This window comes from Neisseria sp. CCUG12390 (assembly GCF_047837985.1).
Classification (GTDB): domain Bacteria; phylum Pseudomonadota; class Gammaproteobacteria; order Burkholderiales; family Neisseriaceae; genus Neisseria.
Genome location: NZ_CP181244.1, coordinates 1,206,615 through 1,222,655, shown reverse-complemented (window position 1 = coordinate 1,222,655; position 16,041 = coordinate 1,206,615). Strand labels below are relative to the sequence as shown.

Below are 16,041 nucleotides of genomic sequence, written 5' to 3'. Positions count from 1 at the left end.
CTGAGGCCGTCTGAAAAGCATGTTAATAATGGCGGCGGCGGAAATAAAATGCGCCGTCGCTGTCCAATTCCAAAATATAACGCCCGTTCTGCACGGCGGCATAACCCGATTTGTTTTCGGAATACGTTTTCAAACCGGCATGGCTGACAAGGTAATCCGTGAGTTTCGTATCGTCCTCCGCCACATTGCCCACCAGCTTGGCAAACAGGGTATGGCACGCGCCGTCTTTGCGCCAGCCGATGTTTTTGCCTCCCTCGGTTTCCATGCACGTGCCGCGTATCATCTCCAAATCATTTTTACGCTCACCGATTAATTCGACCTGGTTGCCTTCGTCCAGTCCTTCGACGGCATAAACCGCGCTCGGTTTTCCGTCGGCCGTTTTGTCTGTTTTGGGCGCACCCAAAGCCAAACCGCCGATTGCGGCTTCATCGATATATTTCACTTTGAACACGGGCTTGGGGGCGGTACCGGCTTGCGCTTCATCCGCAGGCTTGCCGGCATCTCCGCCGCAGGCCGCCAACAGTACGGCCGATAACAATAATGACGATTTCTGCATGATTTCCATCCTAACGCTTCGGAATGATTCGGAAAATGATATTATAGCCACCCCGAAATGGTTTTAACACCCGAAATCCGCACGAAAAACCCCATGATTTGGAACATTATCGTCATTCATCTGCTCGGCATGATGAGCCCCGGCCCCGACTTCTTCTACATTGCCCGTACCGCGGCACTTTACGGACGGAAAAATGCCGTGTTTGCCGTGTTCGGCATCGTGACCGGCGTCATGTTTTGGGCAGCCGCCACCATGCTCGGCTTATCCCTGCTGCTGAAAAACTTCCCGATGTTCAATGCGGTATTGATGTGTTTCGGCGGCAGCTATCTGATGTATTTGGGCTGGAAAATGGCCAATGTACGGCAAAACGCCGATTTCCGGCAATCCGAAGCCGCTGCCGCCCCTGCGCCCTCCAGCCCATTGAACGAAGCCAAAAAAGGGCTGCTGGTCAACCTTTCCAATCCGAAAATCGTCGTCTATTTCAGCAGCGTGATGTCGGCGGTATTGGCGGATATTGCCGAAACATGGCAAATCGTCGGTGTACTCGCCCTGCTTTGGGTCGAAACCCTTATCTTTTTTACCAGCCTGGCGGTTTTGTTTTCCGGACAGGCCGTAAAACGGTTTTACAGCCGATACAGCCGCTATCTGGATAATTTCTCCGGCCTGTTTTTCCTGTGTTTCGGCGGGTATCTGATTTATAGGGCTTTATTTTCCTGAACACTCCACCCAAGGCCGTCTGAAAATTTCAGTTTCTCAGAAACTCGCTGCGCCCCGTTTTAACTTCGCTGAAACCCGCTGCGCTCGTTTTCAGACGGCCTTTCTGCTTTCAAGCCTATGTAAAAATATGAGATAAAATTTTGAATTTTCAAAACGGTTTGATACATTAAATCAATTCGAACAATGATTAATAAGGAGACCGTCCGATGATTTGGTTTATCTTGGCCGCCGCCCTGCTGATATTGGAACTCTTTATCGGCACGATTTATCTGATGGTGGTGAGTGCCGCCCTATTCGGCGCAGGCTTGGTGGCATGGTTTACCGCCGACACCGTCACCGCAATTTTGACGGCTGCCGTTTTGTCGGCGTTGGGGATTTGGTGGGCGCGGGGTTGGATTCGAAAACACCGCAAACCGGAGGACATAGAAAACCTCGCCAACGATCTCGACATCGGCCAAACCGTACAGATTGCGCGCCACCTTCATACCGATTTTTACGAGGTCGTTTACCGGGGAACGCATTGGCAGGCGCAGGCATTGAACGCGTCATCCGCCACCGGTGCGCAATCCGGCGTGATTACCGGCAAAAACGGCAATATTTTATTGATTCACTTACATTAATCCATTCACATTAAGGAAAAAACATGGAATTGTTATACAGCTTCCCAATTCTGATTTTGGCAGTCGTACTGGTTTTCGGCTTCAAGGCATTCGTGGTCGTACCGCAGCAGGAAGCCTATGTGGTCGAGCGTTTGGGGCGTTTTCACAAAGTGCTCAACCCCGGCTTGAGCATCCTGATTCCCTTTATCGACCGCGTGGCCTACAAACATACCCTGAAAGAAATTCCGCTCGATGTCCCGAGCCAGGTCTGCATCACGCGCGACAACACCCAGCTTACCGTTGACGGCATCATCTATTTCCAAGTCACCGATCCCAAGCTGGCTTCATACGGCACCAACAATTACGTGATGGCCATTACCCAACTGGCGCAAACCACCCTGCGCTCGGTCATCGGCCGCATGGAATTGGACAAAACCTTCGAAGAGCGCGACGAAATCAACAGCATCGTCGTATCGGCGTTGGACGAGGCTGCAACCTCATGGGGCGTAAAAGTATTACGTTACGAAATCAAAGACTTGGTTCCGCCGCAGGAAATCCTGCGTGCCATGCAGGCACAAATCACCGCCGAACGTGAAAAACGCGCCCGCATCGCCGAATCGGAAGGCCGAAAAATCGAACAAATTAACTTGGCCAGCGGCCAGCGCGAAGCCGACATCCAGCAGTCCGAAGGCGAAGCACAAGCCGCGATTAACGAGTCCAACGGTGAAAAAATCGCCCGAATCAACCGCGCCCAAGGCGAAGCCGAAGCCCTGCGTCTGGTGGCCGAGGCCAATGCCGACGCCATCCGCGCCGTTGCCGCCGCCCTGCAACACCCGGGCGGCAATGAAGCCGTGAATTTGAAAGTGGCCGAACAATACGTCGAAGCCTTCAGCAAACTGGCCAAAGAAAACAATACCTTGATTATGCCCGCCAACGTCGCCGACATCGGCAGCCTGGTTTCAGCAGGGTTGAAGATTGTGGAAGGGAATAAAAATTCTTCATCCATCTTAAAATAATGACCGAATGACAAAAAGGCCGTCTGAAAGCTGATTTCCACTTTCAGACGGCCTTTCGTTATGCCGGTAAATCCGGCCGGCAATTGATTTTACAGTTATTCAAACACCAGCTTGTCGCCGTCGGCTGTGACGTTAATCAAGCTCTCCGGTGCATACTTGCCGGACAACAGAGCCTTGGCTAACGGATTTTCAATCTCGGCCTGGATCGCGCGTTTCAACGGACGTGCGCCGTACACGGGATCGAAACCGGCTTCGGCAATGATGTCCAGAGCCGCATCGGATACGCGCAAGTGCAAGTCTTGCGCCGCCAAGCGTTTTTCCAAACCGCGCAACTGGATTTTGGCAATGCTGCGGATGTGCTCCTGACCCAAGCCGTGGAACACGACCACTTCGTCAATGCGGTTAATCAGCTCAGGGCGGAAATGCTCTTTCACGTCTTCCATCACCACTTCTTTGAGCGCGTCGTAATCGGCGGTGCCCATTTCTTGGATGTGGTGGCTGCCGATATTCGAGGTCATCACCACCACGGTGTTCTTGAAGTCCACCGTGCGGCCTTGCCCGTCGGTCAGTCGGCCGTCGTCCAAAACTTGCAGCAGGATGTTGAACACGTCGGGATGCGCTTTTTCCACTTCATCGAGCAAAATCACGCTGTACGGCTTGCGGCGCACCTGCTCAGTCAAATAACCGCCTTCTTCGTAGCCGACATAACCCGGAGGCGCGCCGATTAAGCGGGCGATGCTGTGTTTTTCCATGTATTCCGACATATCGATGCGGATTAAATGGTCTTCGCTGTCGAACAGGAATCCTGCCAGCGTTTTGCACAATTCGGTTTTACCCACACCGGTCGGGCCTAAGAACAGGAAGCTGCCGTAAGGCTTGTTCGGATCGGCCAAACCGCTGCGGCTGCGGCGGATGGCATCGGCCACGGCGCGAACGGCTTTGTCTTGCCCCACCACGCGCTGATGCAGAACTTCTTCCATTTTCAGCAGTTTTTCGCGTTCGCCCTCCATCATTTTCGCCACCGGAATGCCGGTCATGCGCGACACGATTTCGGCCACTTCGTCCGCGCCAACTTCGGTACGGAACAGTTTGTTGGCTTTTTTGGTTTCCGGATTGCTCTCGGCTGCGGCCAATTGCTGGCTTAATTTCGGCAGTTCGCCGTACTCCAGCTCAGAGGCTTTGGCGTAATCGCCGCTGCGTTTGGCCTGCTCGATTTTTACTTTCAAATCATCGATTTGCTTTTTGATGTCGGCAGAACTTGATGACGCGGCTTTTTCGGCTTTCCAGATTTCGTCCAAATCCGCGTATTCTTTTTGCAGACCGTCGATTTCTTCGTCAATCAATTCCAAGCGTTTTTTGCTGGCTTCGTCGCTTTCTTTGGCAACATGCATTTTTTCCATTTTCAACTGGATAATGCGGCGGTCGAGTTTGTCCATCTGCTCGGGTTTGGAATCCAGTTCCATTTTGATGCGGCTGGCGGCTTCGTCAATCAAATCGATGGCTTTGTCGGGCAGAAAGCGGTCGGTAATGTAGCGGTCGCTCAATTCGGCTGCGGCCACAATCGCAGGGTCGGTAATGTCGATGCCGTGATGGATTTCGTAGCGTTCCTGCAAACCGCGCAAAATCGCTACCGTATCTTCCACGCTCGGCTCGCCCACCAATACTTTTTGGAAACGGCGTTCCAACGCGGCATCTTTTTCGATGTATTGGCGGTATTCGTCCAAAGTGGTCGCGCCGATACAGTGCAGTTCGCCGCGCGACAAGGCCGGTTTGAGCATATTGCCCGCGTCCATCGCGCCGTCGGTTTTCCCCGCGCCGACTAAGGTATGGATTTCGTCGATGAAAATCACGGTATTGCCGTCGTCTTTCGACAATTCGTTCAACACCGCTTTGAGGCGTTCTTCAAACTCGCCGCGGTATTTCGCACCGGCAATCAGCGCGGCCAAATCCAACACCAGTAAACGCTTGTTGCGCAAAGATTCTGGTACTTCACCGTTGACGATGCGCTGCGCCAAGCCTTCCACAATCGCAGTTTTGCCCACGCCTGGCTCGCCGATTAAAACAGGGTTGTTTTTGGTGCGGCGTTGCAAAACCTGAATCGCGCGGCGGATTTCGTCGTCGCGGCCGATAACGGGGTCAAGCTTGCCGTCGCGCGCGCGCTGGGTCAGGTCGGTGGTATATTTTTTCAACGCCTCGCGTTGGTCTTCTGCATTCGCATCGTTCACGTTTTGTCCTCCACGCACCGCGTCAATCGCGGCATTGATGTTTTGTTCGGTCGCACCGGCCGTTTTCAACACTTTTCCGGTGGCATCGTTTTGCTGCACCAAAGCCAACAAAAACAATTCGCTGGCGATATACGCGTCGCCGCGTTTCATCGCCGCTTTATCCATCAGGTTCAATACCGCCTGCAACTCGCGGCTCGGCAGGATTTCGCCGCCGTTGCCCGATATTTTCGGCAGGCCGCCCAGCAAAGTTTGCAGGCCGCTTTTCACCTGCGCCACATTCACACCCGCATGTGCCAGCAAAGCCGCCGCTCCGCTGTTTTGATCGTCCAATAAGGCTTTCAAAACATGCCCCGCCTCCAAATAGCTGTTATCTGCCGCCAAGGCCAAGCTTTGGCCTTCCTGCAGGGCTTGTTGGAATTTTGCGGTAAGTTTGTCGAATCTCATCTTTTGCTTCCTTCTCGTGGAAATATTCTGTTAACCCGTATATAAAGCCATCTGTGGATAACTCAATAGGCCGTCTGAAAATCCTGACGGAATTTTATTTAATATTCTGTTTTATATAAGATTAATTTGTGCATAACTTTTCAGACGACCTCACTGGCAATCATTACTGGCCGTCTGAAAAATGCGTTCAAATCAGGTATAATCAAGCCCCGATTATTTTTCAGACGGCCTTTCACAAAAAAGCCTCCATACAGGAAAAACCATGAGCAAAAAACGCGTTCTCACCGGCGTAACCACCACCGGCATTCCCCACTTGGGCAACTACGTCGGCGCGATTCGTCCGGCCATCCGCGCCGCGCAAGACGATAACGTCGAATCTTTTCTGTTTCTCGCCGACTACCACGGCATCATCAAATGCCACGACCCGGCCATGATTCATGAGTCCACCCAAGCCGTGGCCGCCACCTGGCTTTCGTGCGGACTCGACCCCGAACGCACCACGTTCTACCGCCAAAGCGACATTCCCGAAATCATGGAACTCAACTGGATTCTGACCTGCATCACCGCCAAAGGCCTGATGAACCGCGCCCACGCCTACAAAGCCGCGGTGCAGGATAATCTCAACAACGGTCAGGAAGACCAAGACCACCAAATCGAAATGGGGCTGTACAGCTACCCGATTCTGATGACCGCCGATATTCTGATGTTCAAAGCCGACGAAGTGCCCGTCGGCCGCGACCAAATCCAACACGTCGAAATGGCACGCGACATCGCCGGCCGTTTCAACCACCGCTTCAAAGAAATTTTCACCCTGCCTGAAGTGAAAATCGACGAAAACGTCGAGCTTTTGGTCGGCTTGGACGGCCGCAAAATGTCGAAATCCTACGGCAACACCATTCCGCTGTGGGAAAACGATAAGAAAACCCAAAAATCGGTCAACAAAATCATCACCAACCTGAAAGAGCCGGGCGAGCCGAAACAGCCTGACGAAAGCCCGCTGTTCGAAATCTACAAAGCCTTCGCCACGCCGTCTGAAACCGCCGAGTTCACGCAAATGCTCGCCGAAGGCCTGGCCTGGGGCGAAGCCAAAAAACTGTTGGCCGCCAAAATCAACACCGAACTCGCCGAACCGCGCGAACGCTACGCCGAACTCACCGCCAACCCTGCGAAAATCGAAGAGATTCTACAGGCCGGTGCCGCCAAAGCCCGCAAAGAAGCGCGCATTCTGCTCGACCAAGCACGCGAAGCCGTGGGTATTCGGGCTTTGGGTTAAAGGTTTGTAATCGGGAAAAAGGCCGTCTGAAAATCAAAGCTGATTTTCAGACGGCTTTTTATACGGCAGATTTAGAAAAATTTCTCCTGAATTCAAAACTTCATTCAAACATCTTTCTTCGGAACAGTGTTGAACCGTCTCAATATCCGGCAGCGTATGGGTATCCAGTACATATTGTGCTTCATCAGCAACCATCTCTTTAATAAACGAAGGCTTAACACGATAAAGCTCTAATCTGAACAATCGAACCTTAAACATTTCCGCACTGTTTTTCAAAATTTCTATTTTGAAGTTCAATTCATTACTGTCCAAAAATACAGGCTCGACAATAATGGTTTCAACGACTTCAGAATATTTCAACATGATTTCTTCCCGATTGGCTCATCAGAAAACATTTAAGCTAAGCCGTCTGAAAAATGGATTTAACTTTCAGACGGCCTTTTTTCAATCTTTCAAGATTCCGCGTGCGCGCAGCAAAGCGGTTTTGAAATCTTCTTCGTAATCCTTGGCAATACCCGGCACGGGGGCGGTTTTGTCTTTGCCGTGCATTTTCAGATGATAAATAATCACTTCGTCAGTTAGCTCGGCAACAGGTTTGTCAAACCCTGCTTCATCGGCAATTTTTTGCAGAATCTGAGTCAGGTGCAGCTCGGGTTCCTGCTTCCAGTAAGGTTCGAGCAGTTCCAAGAGTTCGCGCAGACGGTGTGAACGCATGATGTTTCCTTTCGGTAAGTTTGCATTATTTTAAACGGTTAAATGCCGTAAAGCCAATTTTCAATCAGCATTTTATCTTTTCAAATCAGGCTTCGCAGGCCGTCTGAAAACGGTTTTACCCTGTTTTGCTTTGCCCCTCTGGTTTATCAGACGGGCACATCAACGCCGCCGTGCAAATTTGCATACCTTTTCTCAAACCCTTGTTTTCTAAAATGGGGCTTTTTGAGACAATACACCGTCAAATCCGCCCACCCTGCGGCGGAATAAACAAACCACGCATCTACATAAAGGAATCATCCGGTGAAACGCATTTTCCTGTTTCTTGCAACCAATATTGCCGTATTGATCGTTATCCGCATTATTTTGGCCGTTTTGGGTATCAACGGCACCAACGAAGTCGGCAGTTTGTTGGCTTATTCCGCCGTAGTCGGTTTCAGCGGCTCGATTATTTCCCTGTTGCTGTCGAAAACCATGGCCAAGCGTTCGGTCGGTGCGGAAGTCATCACGCAGCCCAGAAGCGAAGAAGAAGCATGGCTTCTTTCTACCGTCGAAGCCCAGGCGCGCCAATGGAACCTGAAAACGCCGGAAGTCGCCATTTACCACTCTCCCGAACCCAATGCTTTCGCCACCGGCGCGAGCAAAAACAATTCGCTGGTTGCCGTATCCACCGGCCTGCTCGACCACATGACACGCGATGAAGTCGAAGCGGTTTTGGCACACGAAATGGCGCATATCGGCAACGGCGACATGGTAACGCTTACCCTGATTCAAGGTGTGGTCAATACTTTCGTCGTGTTCTTGGCGCGCATCGTTTCCGGAATGGTTGCCCGCAATGAAGACGGCAGCACGTCCAACGGTATGTATTTCATGGTCAGCATGGTACTGCAAATCGTATTCGGCTTCCTGGCCAGCATTATCGTGATGTGGTTCAGCCGCCAACGCGAATACCGTGCGGATGCGGGCGCGGCAAAACTGGTCGGTGCACCGAAAATGATTGCCGCGCTGCAACGCCTGAAAGGTGCGCCAAGCGATTTGCCGCAAGAAATGAATGCGATGGGGATTGCCAGCGATGCCAAAGATTCGTTACTAAGCACCCACCCTTCCTTAGATAACCGCATTGCCCGACTGAAAGCGCAATAATCCGGTTGCGAGACAAAAGGCCGTCTGAAAGTGCTCTGGGTAACCAAAACTTTTCAGACGGCCTTCTTTTAACCTGAGTCCGTAACCTGTGTGCGCTTTCCAATTCAAAATATACTGTCATTGCCCATCAATTTCTTCAGATCGGTCTCACTATCTTTTTATTGCTCACAAATTCCATGCTGCGACAATCTGCTTTTATAACCCTGCGACGGATATACAGTTTTTAGAAAGATAATTTTATTTTCTCATCTGAGGGAAAAATAATTTTTACAGCAGGAAGCGTTAAGTATCTACTGGTTCACTCTTTAATTAAAAGCCTTATCGTATCGATAATAAGAAAACTGCACCTTAATGGATTGGATATTCCCATCCATTAAGGTGCAGTTTATTTTTCAGACGGCCTTTGAACTAGAAATGAACAGGCAACAGATTATGCTGCTAATTGATGCCTGTTATTTTTTCTTCTGCGCTGGCAAGTCTGTGCAAATACCCAATGCCACTTCCGCAGCCATACCGATGGATTCACCCAAAGTCGGATGAGGATGGATGGTTTTACCGATGTCTTCGGCGTCACAGCCCATCTCGATGGCCAAACAGATTTCGCCAATCATATCGCCGCCGTTCGGACCGACGATACCGCCGCCGATGATTTGGCCGGTTTCGGCATCAAAAATCAGCTTGGTAAAGCCGTTGTCGCAGCCGTTGGCAATCGCACGGCCGGAAGCAGCCCACGGGAAGTTGGCTTTGGTGATTTTCCGACCCTCTGCTTTGGCAGACAGCTCGGTTACGCCGACCCAAGCCACCTCAGGAGCGGTGTAGGCAACGCCCGGAATCACACGCGCGTCGAAATAGGCTTTATGGCCTGCACAGTTTTCAGCGGCAACGTGGCCTTCGTGTACGGCTTTGTGCGCCAACATAGGCTGGCCGACAATGTCACCGATGGCGTAAATATGCGGTACGTTGGTGCGCATTTGTTTGTCGACTTCGATAAAACCGCGGTCGGTTACGGCCACACCTGCTTTTTCGGCACCAATCAGCTTGCCGTTAGGCGCGCGGCCTGCAGCCACCAATACGGCATCGTAGCGTTGCGGCTCTTTCGGTGCGTTTTCGCCTTCAAACGTTACGTAAACACCGTCTTCTTTAGGCTCGACAGCCACGGTTTTGGTGTTGATCATAATGTTGTCGAAGCGGTATTCGTTGGCTTTCTGCCAAACTTTGACCAAATCGCGATCCGCCCCCTGCATCAGGCCGTCCATCATTTCCACGACATCCAAACGCGTACCCAACGTGCTGTACACCGTACCCATTTCCAAGCCGATAATACCGCCGCCGATAATCAGCATTTTGCCCGGCACTTCTTTCAGAGCCAATGCACCGGTCGAGTCGAAAATGCGCGGATCTTCAGGGATAAACGGCAGTTTGGTTACACGGCTACCTGCTGCGATGATACAGTTTTTGAACGCAACGGTTTTTTTCTCGCCGGTTTGCGTGGCTTTCTCGTATTCTTCGCTGGTAGTCAAAGCCACTTCCATGTGGTTAGGGCCAACAAATTGTCCCTCTCCTTGAATCACATCGACTTTACGGCCTTTAGCCATGCCTTTCAGACCGGTGGTCAAACGGCTTACTACGCCTTCTTTATAGTTGCGCAGCATATCGATGTCCAATTCAGGCTCCGGATATTTAATGCCGTTGGCCGCCAAGTGGCGCACTTCGTCAATCACAGCAGCGTTATGCAGCAAAGCTTTTGAAGGAATACAGCCTACGTTCAGACATACGCCGCCCAAAGTGCTGTAACGCTCGACGATGGCAACTTTCAAACCTTCGTCGGCTGCGGCAAAGGCAGCGGAATAACCGCCCGGGCCGCCACCCAATACCACCACGTCGTATTCGGCATCGGCAGTACCGGCAAACTGTGCGGCTTGAGGTGCAGGAGCAGCCTGTTTCGGTGATTCTTGAGGCGCAGCTTCAGCTTTAGGGGTTTCTGCTTTAGGTGCTTCGGCAGCCGCGCCTTCGGCTTCGATTACAGCAATCAGGCCGCCTTCGGAAATTTTATCGCCGACTTTGACTTTGACTTCTTTCACGACACCTGCAGCTTCTGCCGGCACGTCCATCGTGGCTTTATCGGTTTCCAAAGTAATCAGGGTATCGTCAACGGCAATGGTATCGCCCGCTTTGATTTCTACCGCGATAATGTCTACATTTTCGTGACCGCCGATGTCGGGCACTTTCAATTCGATTAAGCTCATCTTAAACCTTTCTTCTTGAACCTTTCTTATCGATTCATTTTTCAGACGGCCTTCATTGCTTGAGGCCGTCTGAAAACTTTTACGCTTACAGCGTAATGCGGCGGAAGTCTTTCAACAGGTTGGCCAAGAATACGGTGAAACGCATACCGGCCGCGCCGTCGATAACGCGGTGGTCGAAAGACAGGCTCAACGGACACATCAGGCGCGGTTCGAACTCTTTGCCGTTCCAAACCGGTTTTATTTGCGATTTGCACACACCCAAAATAGCTACTTCAGGCGCGTTCACAATCGGAGTAAAGCCGGTACCGCCGATACCGCCCAAGCTGGAAATGGTAAAGCATGCGCCTTGCATTTCCTGCGGTTTCAGCTTGCCTTCGCGGGCTTTTTTCGATAATTCGGTTAATTCTTGGCTGATTTGTTTCAAGCCTTTTTGGTCAACGTCTTTAATCACCGGCACAACCAAACCGTTCGGCGTATCGGCGGCAAAACCGATATTGAAGTAGTTTTTCAATACCAAGTTGTCGCCGTCTAAAGAAGCGTTGAACTCAGGGAATTGTTTCAAGGCCGCAACGGAAGCTTTGATGATAAAGGCCAAAGGCGACAATTTCACGCCTTCGCGTTCCCACTCTTTGTTCAACTGTTTGCGGAATTCTTCCAATTCGGTCATATCCGCGTCTTCGTTTACGGTAACGTGCGGAATCACTACCCAGTTGCGAGACAGGTTTTGACCGGAGATTTTCTTAATACGCGACAATTCTTTCACTTCAACCGAACCGAATTTGCTGAAGTCCACTTTCGGCCACGGCAACAAGTCCAAACCGCCGCCCAAAGAGGCACCGGCCGCTACAGGAGCCGCTTTGCCCGCACCGCCCTGCATAGCGGCTTTGACAAATGCTTTAATGTCGTCGCCGACGATACGGCCTTTCAAGCCGGTACCTTTGACTTGACCCAGGTCCACACCCAATTCGCGTGCCAGTTTACGGGCCGAAGGGCCTGCATGCGCTTTGGCAAATGCAGCTTCATCGACCGGTGTGCTGCCGAATGCGGCAACAGGTGCAGAAGAAGCGGCAGGAGCAGCGGCTTTAGGTGCTTCTTGAGCAGGAGCCGGAGCAGCTTCAGCGGCTTTAGGCGCCTCGGCAGCAGGAGCGGGGGCGGGTGTGGCAACGGTACCACCGGCAACTTCGACTTCAATAATTGCCGAACCTTCGGATACTTTGTCGCCTACTTTGATGAATACGGACTTCACCACACCGGCAGCGGTAGAAGGCACGTCCATGGTCGCTTTGTCGGTTTCCAAAGTAATCAGGGTATCGTCTTCGGCAACGGTATCGCCGACCTTGATTTCTACGGCAATCACATCCACGTCGCTGTGGCCGCCGATGTCGGGAACGGCCACGGTTACCGTGCCACCTGCTGCGGCAGCAGGTGCAGCAGCTTGAGCCGGCGCAGCGGCAGGCGCTTCTGCTTTGGCTTCTTCAGCTTTGGGCGCTTCGGCAGCGGCCGGTTTTTCTCCAGCAGCTTCAGTACCGGTTTCCACCAGCAAAATCACACCGCCTTCGGAGATTTTATCGCCGACGCTGACCTTCACTTCTTTTACCACGCCTGCGGCATCGGCAGGAACGTCCATCGTGGCTTTGTCGGTTTCCAGGGTAATCAGGGTATCGTCCACTGCGATGGTGTCGCCGGCTTTGACTTCCACGGCAATAATATCGACGTTTTCGTGACCGCCGATATCGGGTACTTTGATTTCTACGATTTGACTCATCGTTTTGTTCCTTAGTTGTGCTGCAACGTTTATCGTCGCAGTAAGGTTTTTTGAAACAGATACGTCTGTTTTCAGACGGCCTTTATGGTTCAGGCCGTCTGAAACATCAGCCTTGAATGCTTGAAACTTGATTCTGAATCTTGGTTTGCGTTCAAAATCCGTTTTCAGACGGCCTCTGTTCGCAAGGCCGTCTGAAACGTTTTAGCGTTTCCAGCTTGGGGCGGTATCGGTGGCGATACCGTATTTTTCAATGGCTTGCTGTACGGTTTCTTTGCTGACTTTGCCTTCGTCGGCCAAAGCGGCCAAAGCGGTAACGGCTACGTTGTAGCGGTCTACTTCAAAGAAGCGGCGCAGATTCGCACGGCTGTCCGAACGGCCGAAACCGTCGGTACCCAACACATGGAAATCGTTCGGGATGTAGGCACGGATACGTTCGGCAAAGCTGCGGATGTAGTCGGTAGCGGCAACGACCGGACCTTCATGGCCTTTCAATTGCTGCGCCACAAACGGCACTTTGGCTTCTTCCAACGGATGCAGACGGTTGAAGCGTTCCACTTCCATCGCGTCGCGGTGCAGTTCGTTGAATGACGGGCAAGACCAAACATTGGCTTCTACGCCGAAATCTTCTTTCAGCAATTTGGCACCTGCAATCACTTCCTGCAAAATCGTACCCGAACCCATCAACTGGACTTTCTTGTCAGACTTACCGCCTTCTTCCAGCAGGTACATGCCTTTCAGAATTTCCTGTTCGATGCCTTTGCGTTGCGGCAAGGCAGGATGGGTGTAGTTTTCGTTCATCAAAGTCAGGTAGTAGAACACGTCTTCGTTTTCGACATACATGCGGCGCAATGCGTCATGAACGATAACCGCCAATTCGTATTGGAAAGTCGGGTCGTAAGACACGCAGTTCGGAATCAGGTCGGCTTGGATTTGGCTGTGGCCGTCTTCGTGTTGCAGGCCTTCGCCGTTCAAGGTTGTACGGCCTGCCGTACCGCCCAACAAGAAGCCGCGTGCGTGCATATCGCCGGCTGCCCATGCCAAGTCGCCGACGCGTTGGAAACCGAACATTGAGTAGTAAATATAGAACGGAATCATGGCGTAGCGGTTGTTCGCATAGGAAGTTGCCGCCGCAATCCAGTCGGCCATTGCACCCGGTTCGTTAATACCTTCCTGCAGAATCTGACCGTCAACCGATTCTTTGTAGAACATCAGCTGGTCTTTATCCTGCGGGGTATATTGCTGGCCTTTAGGGTTCCAAATACCGTATTGGCGGAACATGCCTTCCATACCGAAAGTACGGCTTTCGTCCGGAACAATCGGCACAATACGTTTGCCGATTTGCTTGTCTTTCAACAAAGTGGACAAGATGCGGACAAACGCCATAGTCGTCGAAAACTCGCGGTCGCCGCTGGATTGCAATTGGCCGTCGAACGCGCTCAATTCAGGAATCGGCAGCGCTTCGTTGTTCGGATTACGTTGCGGCAGATAACCGCCCAAAGCGTTGCGGCGTTCGCGCAGGTATTTCATTTCTTCGCTGTCTTCGGAGAAACGGTAGTAAGGCAGATCGCCGCTGTCGATTTGCTCGTCGCTCACGTCGATACCGAAACGGTCGCGGAATTGCTTCAGCGATTTCACGTCCATTTTTTTGGCTTGGTGGGCAACGTTTTGGCCTTCGCCTGAAGCACCCATGCCGTAGCCTTTAATGGTTTTCGCCAAAATCACGGTCGGACGGCCGCCGGCATTGTTTACCGCTTCATGGTAGGCCGCATACACTTTGTGCGGGTCATGACCGCCGCGGTTCAATGCCCAAACCTCATCGTCGGACATATTGGCAACCAACGCTTTCAATTCGGGCGTATTGAAGAAATGCTCGCGCACATACGCACCGTCTTTGGATTTGTAGGTTTGGTAGTCGCCGTCCAACACCTCTTCCATGCGCTGTTTCAACGCATTGTTGGTATCACGCGCCAACAGGGCATCCCATTTGCTGCCCCAAATCACTTTCAACACGTTCCAACCCGCGCCACGGAAGTTGCCTTCCAATTCTTGGATGATTTTACCGTTACCGCGGACAGGGCCGTCCAAACGTTGCAGGTTACAGTTGATGACGAAAATCAGATTGTCCAAACCTTCGCGCGCCGCCAATGCAATCGCGCCTTGAGATTCCGGTTCGTCCATTTCGCCGTCGCCGCAGAATACCCAGACTTTACGGCCTTTGGTTTTGCTCAAACCGCGCGAATCCAGGTATTTCAGGAAACGTGCCTGATAAATCGCCATCAACGGACCCAAGCCCATCGATACGGTCGGGAACTGCCAGAAATCAGGCATCAAGTGCGGATGCGGATAAGAAGGAATACCTTTGCCGTCCACTTCCTGACGGAAATGATCCAACTGATCTTCGGTCAGACGGCCTTCGACAAAAGCACGTGCATAAATACCCGGCGCAGCATGGCCTTGGAAGAATACCAAATCGCCTTCTTCGCCTTCACCTTTGGCACGCCAAAAGTGGTTGAAACCTACGTCATACAGCGTGGCGGCCGATTGGAAAGATGCGATATGGCCACCCAGCTCCAAGTCTTTTTTACCGGCACGCAGCACCATCGCGGCGGCATTCCAACGGATGGCCGAACGGATGCGGTGTTCCAATTCATGGTTGCCCGGAGATTTCTGCTCTTTGCCGACCGGAATGGTGTTCAAATAGGCAGTCGTCGCGTCAAACGGCATGTGGACACCGCGGCGGCGGGTGTATTTCACCAGATTTTCCAGCAGGAAATGGGCGCGTTCGGTACCTTCGGTTTCCAAAACCGAGCTTAACGCATCCAGCCATTCCTGCGTTTCAATCGGATCTACATCGTGCAATTGAGTGGACATATCAGTATCCTTATGTGAGATTACAAATACCGACTTCGAAACCAATTAATTTCGGGTCGATTCATATTTCTTCGATTTAGAAAATTACAATTTCGAAATCGAACATTTTAGCGGAGTATATGGCGGATTTACCGCCAAAACATCTGATTTATAGGAAAAAGTTTCCAAGCCTGATTAATGACAACGCTTGTAACCATACCTTGCGTAAAGAGACAACTGAAATCGTATCAGTATTTAATCCGACTGGCAAACCGATACGGTGATTTATCCGATAAAAATGAAATTTTTTCCGGAAAGATTTTTGTGCAATTTCCCAATAAATTCGCATTCGAAATAAAACGAATATTTTATTTTCGTATCTTATCCCGCCAAAGCCATTTAAGAAAAAGTATGTTTTCGCTCTTTCTTTGGATTCATGCGCAAAAAAACGTAAAAATACCGATGACAAAATCCTTGCCGGCATGAGGAAACAAAT

Annotated in this window: 12 protein-coding genes; 5 read left to right on the top strand and 7 right to left on the bottom strand. The window is 51.4% G+C overall.

Going from position 1 to position 16,041, the window contains the following annotated elements; translation table 11 throughout:
* Positions 1-22: 22 nt before the first annotated feature.
* Entirely contained in the window at positions 23-556 is a 534-nt protein-coding gene (locus ACM67E_RS05740) for a hypothetical protein (RefSeq protein ID WP_416192651.1), read from the bottom strand.
* Between the two features lie 93 nt (positions 557-649).
* On the opposite strand from ACM67E_RS05740, the gene ACM67E_RS05735 reads away from it, so the two are divergent.
* The 3 genes from ACM67E_RS05735 (at position 650) to ACM67E_RS05725 (ending at position 2,888) form a co-directional block, all read left to right on the top strand.
* Complete coding sequence (locus ACM67E_RS05735) at positions 650-1,273, top strand: LysE family transporter (RefSeq protein ID WP_416192650.1); 624 nt, start codon at positions 650-652, stop codon at positions 1,271-1,273.
* Between the two features lie 206 nt (positions 1,274-1,479).
* Positions 1,480-1,893: an NfeD family protein gene (locus tag ACM67E_RS05730; RefSeq protein ID WP_416192649.1), complete on the top strand. Its 414-nt coding sequence runs from the start codon at positions 1,480-1,482 to the stop codon at positions 1,891-1,893.
* A gap of 23 nt (positions 1,894-1,916) precedes the next feature.
* On the top strand, positions 1,917-2,888 hold the full coding sequence (locus ACM67E_RS05725) for an SPFH domain-containing protein (RefSeq protein WP_416192648.1): 972 nt from the start codon (positions 1,917-1,919) through the stop codon (positions 2,886-2,888).
* Positions 2,889-2,983: 95 nt separating this feature from the next.
* Here the strand turns inward: ACM67E_RS05725 and clpB are convergent, their stop codons facing one another.
* Entirely contained in the window at positions 2,984-5,557 is a 2,574-nt protein-coding gene (clpB, locus tag ACM67E_RS05720) for an ATP-dependent chaperone ClpB (RefSeq protein WP_416192647.1), read from the bottom strand.
* Between the two features lie 262 nt (positions 5,558-5,819).
* Between clpB and trpS the strand changes: the two genes are divergently transcribed.
* Positions 5,820-6,830, top strand: a complete 1,011-nt coding sequence (trpS, locus tag ACM67E_RS05715) for a tryptophan--tRNA ligase (RefSeq protein ID WP_416192646.1) — start codon at positions 5,820-5,822, stop codon at positions 6,828-6,830.
* A 33-nt stretch (positions 6,831-6,863) separates the two neighbouring features.
* On the opposite strand, the gene ACM67E_RS05710 is transcribed toward trpS, so the two are convergent.
* Together ACM67E_RS05710 and ACM67E_RS05705 are read right to left on the bottom strand one after the other, a co-directional pair.
* Entirely contained in the window at positions 6,864-7,193 is a 330-nt protein-coding gene (locus ACM67E_RS05710; protein WP_416192645.1) for a hypothetical protein, read from the bottom strand.
* 81 nt (positions 7,194-7,274) lie between these two features.
* The gene (locus ACM67E_RS05705) at positions 7,275-7,544 is read right to left on the bottom strand and encodes a YihD family protein (protein ID WP_416192644.1); all 270 of its coding nucleotides are present in this window, start codon (positions 7,542-7,544) and stop codon (positions 7,275-7,277) included.
* Between the two features lie 300 nt (positions 7,545-7,844).
* Between ACM67E_RS05705 and htpX the strand changes: the two genes are divergently transcribed.
* Positions 7,845-8,684, top strand: a complete 840-nt coding sequence (htpX, locus tag ACM67E_RS05700; protein WP_416192643.1) for a protease HtpX — start codon at positions 7,845-7,847, stop codon at positions 8,682-8,684.
* Between the two features lie 452 nt (positions 8,685-9,136).
* On the opposite strand, the gene lpdA is transcribed toward htpX, so the two are convergent.
* The 3 genes from lpdA to aceE form a co-directional block, all read right to left on the bottom strand.
* On the bottom strand, positions 9,137-10,930 hold the full coding sequence (gene lpdA / locus ACM67E_RS05695; RefSeq protein ID WP_416192642.1) for a dihydrolipoyl dehydrogenase: 1,794 nt from the start codon (positions 10,928-10,930) through the stop codon (positions 9,137-9,139).
* Positions 10,931-11,015: 85 nt separating this feature from the next.
* The gene (gene aceF / locus ACM67E_RS05690) at positions 11,016-12,695 is read right to left on the bottom strand and encodes a dihydrolipoyllysine-residue acetyltransferase (RefSeq protein WP_416192641.1); all 1,680 of its coding nucleotides are present in this window, start codon (positions 12,693-12,695) and stop codon (positions 11,016-11,018) included.
* A gap of 201 nt (positions 12,696-12,896) precedes the next feature.
* A complete protein-coding gene (gene aceE, locus ACM67E_RS05685; protein ID WP_416192640.1) occupies positions 12,897-15,566 on the bottom strand; it encodes a pyruvate dehydrogenase (acetyl-transferring), homodimeric type in 2,670 nt (889 codons plus the stop codon).
* Positions 15,567-16,041: the final 475 nt, after the last annotated feature.

Coding starts and splice junctions, on each gene's coding strand:
- ACM67E_RS05740 (WP_416192651.1), bottom strand. CDS start 556: ATGCAGAAATCGTCATTATTGTTATCGGCCGTACTGTTGGCGGCCTGC.
- ACM67E_RS05735 (WP_416192650.1), top strand. CDS start 650: ATGATTTGGAACATTATCGTCATTCATCTGCTCGGCATGATGAGCCCC.
- ACM67E_RS05730 (WP_416192649.1), top strand. CDS start 1,480: ATGATTTGGTTTATCTTGGCCGCCGCCCTGCTGATATTGGAACTCTTT.
- ACM67E_RS05725 (WP_416192648.1), top strand. CDS start 1,917: ATGGAATTGTTATACAGCTTCCCAATTCTGATTTTGGCAGTCGTACTG.
- clpB (WP_416192647.1), bottom strand. CDS start 5,557: ATGAGATTCGACAAACTTACCGCAAAATTCCAACAAGCCCTGCAGGAA.
- trpS (WP_416192646.1), top strand. CDS start 5,820: ATGAGCAAAAAACGCGTTCTCACCGGCGTAACCACCACCGGCATTCCC.
- ACM67E_RS05710 (WP_416192645.1), bottom strand. CDS start 7,193: ATGTTGAAATATTCTGAAGTCGTTGAAACCATTATTGTCGAGCCTGTA.
- ACM67E_RS05705 (WP_416192644.1), bottom strand. CDS start 7,544: ATGCGTTCACACCGTCTGCGCGAACTCTTGGAACTGCTCGAACCTTAC.
- lpdA (WP_416192642.1), bottom strand. CDS start 10,930: ATGAGCTTAATCGAATTGAAAGTGCCCGACATCGGCGGTCACGAAAAT.
- aceF (WP_416192641.1), bottom strand. CDS start 12,695: ATGAGTCAAATCGTAGAAATCAAAGTACCCGATATCGGCGGTCACGAA.
- aceE (WP_416192640.1), bottom strand. CDS start 15,566: ATGTCCACTCAATTGCACGATGTAGATCCGATTGAAACGCAGGAATGG.